The 7113-nt window shown below is 74.9% G+C and carries 7 protein-coding genes; all 7 read left to right on the forward strand.

Annotated features, from left to right (window positions below):
• Window positions 1–311, forward strand: a 311-nt coding sequence (locus B7767_RS29210) for a helix-turn-helix transcriptional regulator (RefSeq protein ID WP_143652686.1), incomplete at its 5' end; no start/stop codon positions are given.
• A 147-nt stretch (window positions 312–458) separates the two neighbouring features.
• On the forward strand, window positions 459–1718 hold the full coding sequence (locus B7767_RS29215) for a helix-turn-helix domain-containing protein (protein ID WP_085574779.1): 1260 nt from the start codon (window positions 459–461) through the stop codon (window positions 1716–1718).
• Between the two features lie 377 nt (window positions 1719–2095).
• The gene (locus tag B7767_RS29225) at window positions 2096–2878 is read left to right on the forward strand and encodes an ABC transporter ATP-binding protein (RefSeq protein ID WP_085574781.1); all 783 of its coding nucleotides are present in this window, start codon (window positions 2096–2098) and stop codon (window positions 2876–2878) included.
• The gene (locus tag B7767_RS29230) at window positions 2875–3678 is read left to right on the forward strand and encodes an ABC transporter ATP-binding protein (RefSeq protein WP_085574782.1); all 804 of its coding nucleotides are present in this window, start codon (window positions 2875–2877) and stop codon (window positions 3676–3678) included. Before B7767_RS29225 ends, B7767_RS29230 begins: the two co-directional genes overlap by 4 nt.
• Complete coding sequence (locus tag B7767_RS29235) at window positions 3675–4571, forward strand: branched-chain amino acid ABC transporter permease (protein ID WP_085574783.1); 897 nt, start codon at window positions 3675–3677, stop codon at window positions 4569–4571. Before B7767_RS29230 ends, B7767_RS29235 begins: the two co-directional genes overlap by 4 nt.
• On the forward strand, window positions 4564–5703 hold the full coding sequence (locus tag B7767_RS29240) for a branched-chain amino acid ABC transporter permease (protein WP_085574784.1): 1140 nt from the start codon (window positions 4564–4566) through the stop codon (window positions 5701–5703). Before B7767_RS29235 ends, B7767_RS29240 begins: the two co-directional genes overlap by 8 nt.
• A complete protein-coding gene (locus tag B7767_RS29245; RefSeq protein WP_085574785.1) occupies window positions 5700–6986 on the forward strand; it encodes an ABC transporter substrate-binding protein in 1287 nt (428 codons plus the stop codon). The genes B7767_RS29240 and B7767_RS29245 overlap by 4 nt, the downstream gene beginning before the upstream one ends.
• Window positions 6987–7113: the final 127 nt, after the last annotated feature.

Consider the following 7113-nt stretch of genomic DNA (forward strand, 5'->3'; position numbering starts at 1 on the left):
CCCTGATGGGCTTCGAGCGCTGCGGCGCGCACCTGTGGGCGCAGCAGGCCGCCGCCGAGTCGCGGGCGGGCGGCGCGGCCCCCGGCCGGCCGGGGACCGGGGAGCTGTCCCGGCTGACCCCGCAGCAGCTGCGTATCGTGCGGCGCGTCGCCGAGGGCGCCACCAACCGGGAGGTGGCCCTGAGCCTGTCCGTCAGCACCCGCACCGTCGACTACCACCTGCGGAACATCTTCGCCACCCTGGGGGTCCGTTCCCGCGTCGAGCTGGTCCGCCTCGTCGGGCAGGCGGAAAAGACCGGTGCACAACCCTAGGGACCGACCGGACGGTATGTCATCCTTCGGGGCAGGACGAGTCCGACGGCGGCCGGCCCACGGGCTCCCCCGTACCGGCCGGGCGCCGATACGGGGACCGCCGCCGCACGGGCGCCGCCGGGAAGCCGACCCTGGGGGAGATGCGCGATGCAACACGCCGTACGGCCACGTACCCTGCCGCGTTCCGGACCCGCGCCCGCTCCGCGGCCCCGGACACCGCGCGTGCGGTCGCTGATCGACGCCGACGCGCTGCGCGTGCTGCACCGGGCCGCCCGCGTCCTGCTGGACGACCTGCCCCAGCTCACCGACGGGCTGGTCGCCGTCCTGCAGGAGCAGGAGCCCGCGTACCGGGCCGCGGTGGAGGGGGACGCCACCACGACCTGGCAGGAGGTGCACCGCTCGCTGCGGCACAGCATCTCCTCCCTGCTCGATCCGCGGGGCGCCCGGGACGCGGCGCGGCGCTGCACCTGGAAGATCGGCGCCGCGCGCGCCGAGCAGGGGCTGCCGCTGGACGCCCTGCTGCACGCCTTCCGGCTGGGCGGCTCGCTGGTGTGGCAGGGCCTGGTCGACGAGACCTCCCGGACGGCGCCCGAGGACGTACGGCTGCTGGTGCACGTGGCGTCCGACGTGTGGAACTTCGTCGACGAGCACTGCACCCTCGTCGCGGACGCCTACCGGCAGACCGAGCGGCAGCTGGCGTGGCGGAGGGAGAACAGGGTGCGTCTGCTGGCCGCGGCCCTGCTGGACGGCACGAGCAGGATCGCCGACCTGCCCGAGGCCGCGCAGGCGCTGGGCCTGCCCGAGCACGGGCGGTACGTGGTCGTCGCGGTCGCCGGCGGCGGGCCCACCGGCTGTCCCGGTGCCCAAGCGGCCCTCGCTCCGGGTGTGCGCGTGCACTGGCACACGGGCGTGGACGCCGATCACGGCATCGTCCTGGTCGAGGACGGTACGGAGCCCGTCGTGCCGGAGGAGCAGGCGGCGGGGGTGCGGGTGGGCGTCGGCAGCGCGGTCGAGGGGCTGTCCGCCGTGGGGGAGGCGCGGCGGCTGGCGGACACCGCGCTGAGCCTGTGCCCCGAGCAGGGCGGCACGGTCCACCTGACCGAGCACCTGCCGGCGGCGCTGGTGGTGTCGAGTCCCGAACTCGGCGCCGCGCTGGCCGAACGGCTGCTCGGCCCGCTGGCCCACCTCGAACCCGCCGACGCGGAGGTCCTGCTGGACACCCTGGCCACCTGGCTGGCCTGCGACGGCTCGGCCCAGAGGGCGAGCCGCCGCCTCTACTGCCACCGCAACACGGTCCTCAACCGCCTCCGCCGCTACGAACAGCTCACCGGCCGCTCCCTCTCCCGCCCCACCGACCTGATCGAGGTCAGCCTGGCCCTGACCGCCCGCACCCTCCTCCGCCCCTGACCCCACCCCACTACGGCCGGCTACACCGCCCACCCAGCCGCGCCGCCCCCACCCAGCCGCGGGCAGTCGTGCCGCTGGGGCGATGGGGGTCCCCCCGCTCGAGCGAAGCCGGGAGTGGGGGAGGGCGGGCGCGGCGGCACCCTGCCGGAGGCGGCAAGCGACACCCCGGCCCGGCGCTGCGGCTCCGGTGCCACAGGTCCCGGCTCCGGTGCCACGGCCCCGGCCTGGGCACCCGCACAACCCCCGCCCACCCGCGTTGGTACGCCGCAGCGTACGGGCGCCGAAAGCTGTACCGCTCCTCCGCCCCCGTGCTGTCGTGAGCACCCCTTCCCCCGAAGCCGCCGCCGCCCCGCGCGGCCCGGCCCCGAGGAGCCGTGATGCCCGAAGCACCACCGGACAGCCCGCCCGCGCTGCACGTCGAGAACGTCGACGTGACCTACGGCCGCGCACTGTCCGCCCTCCGCTCCGTGTCCCTGACCGTGCCGCACGGCACCGTCGTCGCCCTGCTCGGCGCCAACGGCGCCGGCAAGACGACCCTGCTGCGCGCCGTCTCCGGCACGCTGCGCCTGCACCGCGGCGCGATCACGGCCGGCCGCATCCGCTACGGCGGGACGGTGCTCGACGGCAAGGACCCCGTCGCGGCGGTACGCGCCGGAGTCGTCCAGGTCCCCGAGGGACGACGGGTGTTCGCCGGACTCTCGGTCGACGAGAACCTGCGCTCCGGCGGCCTCGGCCTCGGCCGGCGCGGCCGCGCCCAGGTCCAGGAGGCCCGCGACCGGGTCTTCACGCTCTTCCCCCGCCTCGCCGAACGCACCCACCAGGCCGCCGGCCTGCTCTCCGGCGGCGAGCAGCAGATGCTCGCCATCGGCCGCGCCCTGATGGCCGCCCCGCGCCTGCTGCTCCTCGACGAGCCCTCCCTCGGCCTCGCCCCGCAGATGGTGTACCGCATCGCCGAGGTGATCCGCGAGATCAACGCCCAGGGCACCGCCGTGCTCCTCGTCGAGCAGAACGCCGGCATGGCGCTCTCCCTCGCCGACCACGCGCACGTCCTGGAGGTGGGCGAGACCCGCCTGTCCGGCCCCGCCGAAGAACTCGCCCGCACCGACGCCGTACGCCGCCTCTACCTGGGCGAGTCGGCCGAGGACCAGGGGGCGGCGTGACCGACCGCACCACCGCCGCACCGCCCGTGCTCGCCGTACGGGACGTCACCGTGCGCTTCGCCGGACTCACCGCCCTCGACGGCGTCTCCTTCACCGTCGCCCCCGGCTCGGTGCACGCGCTCATCGGACCCAACGGCGCCGGCAAGTCGACCTGCTTCAACGTGCTGTCGGGCCTGTGCCGCCCGGCCGCCGGCACGGTGACGCTCGGCGGCACCGAGCTGACCCGCCTCGCCCCGCACCGCATCGCCGCGCTCGGCGTGGCCCGCACCTTCCAGAACATCGTCACCACCCACGGCACCGTCGCCGACAACCTGATGCTCGGCCGCCACGCCCTGTCCCGCGCCGGGTTCGCCGCGAGCGCGCTGCGCCTGCCGAGCGCCGTACGGGAACAGCGCGAGCACCTCGCCAGGGCACGCGAGATCGCCGAACTCACCGGTCTCGGGGACCACTTCGACAGCCCCGTCGCCCTGCTGTCGTACGGCGACCGCAAGCGCGTCGAACTCGCCCGCGCCCTCTGCCTGGAGCCCCGTGTGCTGCTCCTCGACGAACCCGTGGCCGGCATGAACGCCGCCGAACGCGCCCGCACCGCCGAGGTGGTGGGCGAACTCCGCGCCGAACTCGGCCTGTCCGTCGTCCTCGTCGAGCACGACATGGGCCTCGTCATGCGTCTCGCCGACGACGTCACGGTGCTCGACTTCGGCAAGCCCATCGCCCACGGCACCCCCGACGAGGTCCGCCGGGACCCCGAGGTGCTGCGCGCCTACCTCGGCACCGACGCGACCGGGGAGGACGCGGCATGACGGCATTCCTCGACAACATCCTCGGCGGACTGGCGCTCGGCGCGGTCTACGCGCTGGTCGCGCTCGGCTTCGTCGTCATCTTCAAGGCCTCCGGCGTCCTCAACTTCGCCCACGGCTCCCTGCTCCTGCTCGGCGGCTACCTCACCGCCGTGCTCCACGACGACCTCGGTTTCGCCGGAGCGCTCGCCCTGGCGGTCCTCACCACGGCCGCCCTCGCCGGCGCGCTCGACCGGTTCCTGCTGCAACGCGGCGGCCAGGACGCCCACTCCGCCCATGTGCAGACCATCGTCACCATCGGCATCGACATCGTCCTGCTCACCGATCTCTCCCGGCGCATCGGCGGCGACCTGCTGTCCCTGGGGGACCCGTGGGGCGACGCGGTGACCGAACTGGGCCCGGTGACCGTCGCCGACAGCCGGCTCGCCGCGATCGTGGTGTCGGCCGCGGTCATCGGCGGGGTGTTCGCGCTCTTCCGGTTCACCTCCTGGGGACTGTCCCTGCGCGCGGCGGCCGAGGACCTGGAGGCCGCCGCGCTCATGGGCGTACGGCTCGGCCGGGTCCGCGCGGGCGCCTGGTGCCTGGCGGGAGCGCTCGCCGCGCTGGCCGCCGTGTTCCTCGCCGCGTTCCCCGCGCCCGGACTGGAGCGCACCACCGGGCAGACCGCCCTCAACGCCTTCCCGGCCGCGATCCTCGGCGGCCTCGCCTCCCCGGCCGGCGCCCTCGCGGGCAGCCTGATCATCGGCCTGACCGAGGCGCTCGTCGTCGGCTACCAGTCCGAACTGCACGTCCTCGGCGAGGGATTCGGCGACGTCGCCCCGTACGCGGTGATGCTGCTCGTCCTCCTCGTACGGCCCACCGGGCTGTTCGGCGCGAAGGGGACGGCCCGTGTCTGACCGACTCCTCGACGCCCTCACCCGCCGCCGGGCCCCGCTCCTGCCGTTCGCCGTCCTCCTGTGCCTGCCGCCGTTCTACCTGGACGCCTTCTGGCTGCGCATCGGCCTGTTCTCCATGGCCGCGGCCATCGGCGCCACCGGCCTCGCCCTGCTCAGCGGCACCGCGGGGCAGCTCTCCCTCGGCCACGCCTTCTTCCTCGCCGTCGGCGCCTACGGCTACGCCTGGCTGGCCGGCGAACCCGGACCCGGACTGCCCCCGGCCCTCGCCGCGCTCCTCGCGGTCCTGCTCGCGGGAGCGGCCGGCGGACTGTTCAGCCCCGTCGCCGCCCGGGTCAAGGGCATCTACCTGGGCATCGCCACCCTCGCGCTGGTCTTCCTCGGCCACCACGTCCTGCTGACCGCCGACTCCGTCACCGGCGGCTTCAACGGCCGCTCCGTGCCCCCGCTCACCCTGGGCGGGTTCACCTTCGCGGAGAGCGACCCCGGACTGACCGTCCTCGGCGTGCCGTTCGGCGCGGAGGAACGGCTGTGGTTCCTGGGCCTGGCCCTGTTCGCGTTCACCTGGTTCACCGCCCGCGGCCTGCTGCGCTCACGCCCCGGCCGGGCGCTGGCCGCCCTGCGCGACAGCGAGACCGCGGCCGCCGTGATGGGCGTCGACGTCGCCCGGCACCGGTCGGCCGCCTTCGTGGTGTCGTCGATGTACGCGGGCCTCGCGGGAGTGCTCCTGGCGCTCGCCTTCCGCCGCGTCGTCCCGGACTACTTCTCCCTCGCGCTCTCCGTCGACTACCTCGCCATGATCGTCATCGGCGGTCTCGGGTCCGTCGCCGGAGCCACCGCCGGCGCCGTCTTCGTCACCGCCCTGCCGCTGCTGATGACCCGGTACGCCGACCAGCTCCCGCTGGTGACCGCCCCGGGCTCCGCCGAGGGCGCCGTGGGCCCCACCGAGGCGGCCCGCTACCTCTACGGCGCGGCGATCGTCCTGGTCCTGCTGTACGCCCCCGACGGTCTGCACGGCCTGGCACGCCGGGCCCGGGACCGCGTACGGCGCCGCCGATCCCGTACCCCCGCCCCGGAAACCGTCGTCCCCTCGTCTCCGCAACCGGCCGCACGACCCAAGGAGCACACTCCGTGAACACCACGCACCGCACCCGCCGCGACCGGCACCGCACCGCCGGGACCGTCCTCGCCGGCGCCCTCGCCCTGCTGCTCGCGGCCACCGGATGCAGCTCCAAGGCGGACGACGGCGACAAGGGCGGCGAGGCCGCCGACGGCGTCCGCACCGGACCCGGCGTCGGCGCCGACACCATCAGGCTGGGTGCCCTCACCGACCTGACCGGCCCCTACGCCACCCTCGGAAAGAGCATCGTGCAGGCCCAGCAGATGTGGGCCGACGAGACCAACGCCAAGGGCGGCATCTGCGACCGCAAGGTGGAGATCGTCGTCAAGGACCACGGCTACGACGTGCAGAAGGCGGTCACCGCCTACGCCGACATCGCCCCGGACGTCGTGGCGCTGCCCCAGGTCATCGGCTCCCCGGTGGTCGCCGCGCTGCTCGACGACATCGAGCGGGACAAGGTGCTCACCTTCCCGCAGGCCTGGGCGGCCTCCCTGCTCGGCAAGGACGCCATCCAGGTCCTCGGCACCACCTACGACGTCGACATGATCGCCGCCGTCGAGTTCCTCACCCGTGCCAAGGGCCTGAAGAAGGGCGACACCATCGGTCACGTCTACTTCGAGGGCGACTACGGCGCCAACGCGCTGGAAGGGTCCACCTGGGCGGCCGGGAAGGCCGGACTGAAGGTGGCCGGGCAGAAGATCAAGGCCACGGACACCGACCTGTCCGCCCAGGTCTCGGCCCTGCGCAAGGAGGGCGTGAAGGCCGTCCTGATCAGCGCCGGACCCGCGCAGACGGCCTCCCTCGTCGGCGTCGCCGCCTCCCGCGGCCTGAAGGTCCCCGTCGTCAGCAGCGCCCCCGGCTTCGCGCCCCAGCTCATGAAGACCCCCGCAGCGCCCGCCCTGGCGGCGATGCTCAGCATCGTGAGCGCCGCGCCCGCGGTCAGCTCCGATCTGCCCGGCGTGAAGAGCATGGTGGCGTCGTACCGGAAGAAGTACCCGGACTCGCCGGTCGACTCCGGCGTGCTGTCCGGGTACAACGCCGCCCAGCTCATGGGCGCCGACCTGAAGAAGGCGTGCGAGGCGGGCGGCCTCACCCGTGAGGACGTCGTCAAGGCGCACCGCGCGCAGACGAACGCCGACACCGGCCTCGGCACCCCGCAGAACTTCTCCGACGTCGACCGCCCCGCGAGCGTCGAGACGTACGTGCTCAAGCCCGACGCCGAGGCGGTCGGCGGCGTGGTGAACGCGGAGGACGCGCACGCGGCGCCGGGAGTCGAGGAGTACCTGTCCTCGCGCTGACGGCCCGCACCGCCCGGATGCCCCGGCGGACCCCGGAAGGGGGCGCCGGGGCGCCGTGCGTCCGGACCCACGGTCCGTCCGGGCGGCCCGTGCGCCGCCCGGACCCTCCGCGGACGCGGTGCGGTCG

This window comes from Streptomyces sp. 13-12-16, from assembly GCF_002114215.1.
Classification (GTDB): Bacteria; Actinomycetota; Actinomycetes; order Streptomycetales; family Streptomycetaceae; genus Streptomyces.

Excerpts from the sequence above, each read along its gene's own strand:
- B7767_RS29215 (WP_085574779.1), top strand. The coding sequence starts at position 459 with ATGCAACACGCCGTACGGCCACGTACCCTGCCGCGTTCCGGACCCGCG.
- B7767_RS29235 (WP_085574783.1), top strand. The coding sequence starts at position 3,675 with ATGACGGCATTCCTCGACAACATCCTCGGCGGACTGGCGCTCGGCGCG.
- B7767_RS29225 (WP_085574781.1), top strand. The coding sequence starts at position 2,096 with ATGCCCGAAGCACCACCGGACAGCCCGCCCGCGCTGCACGTCGAGAAC.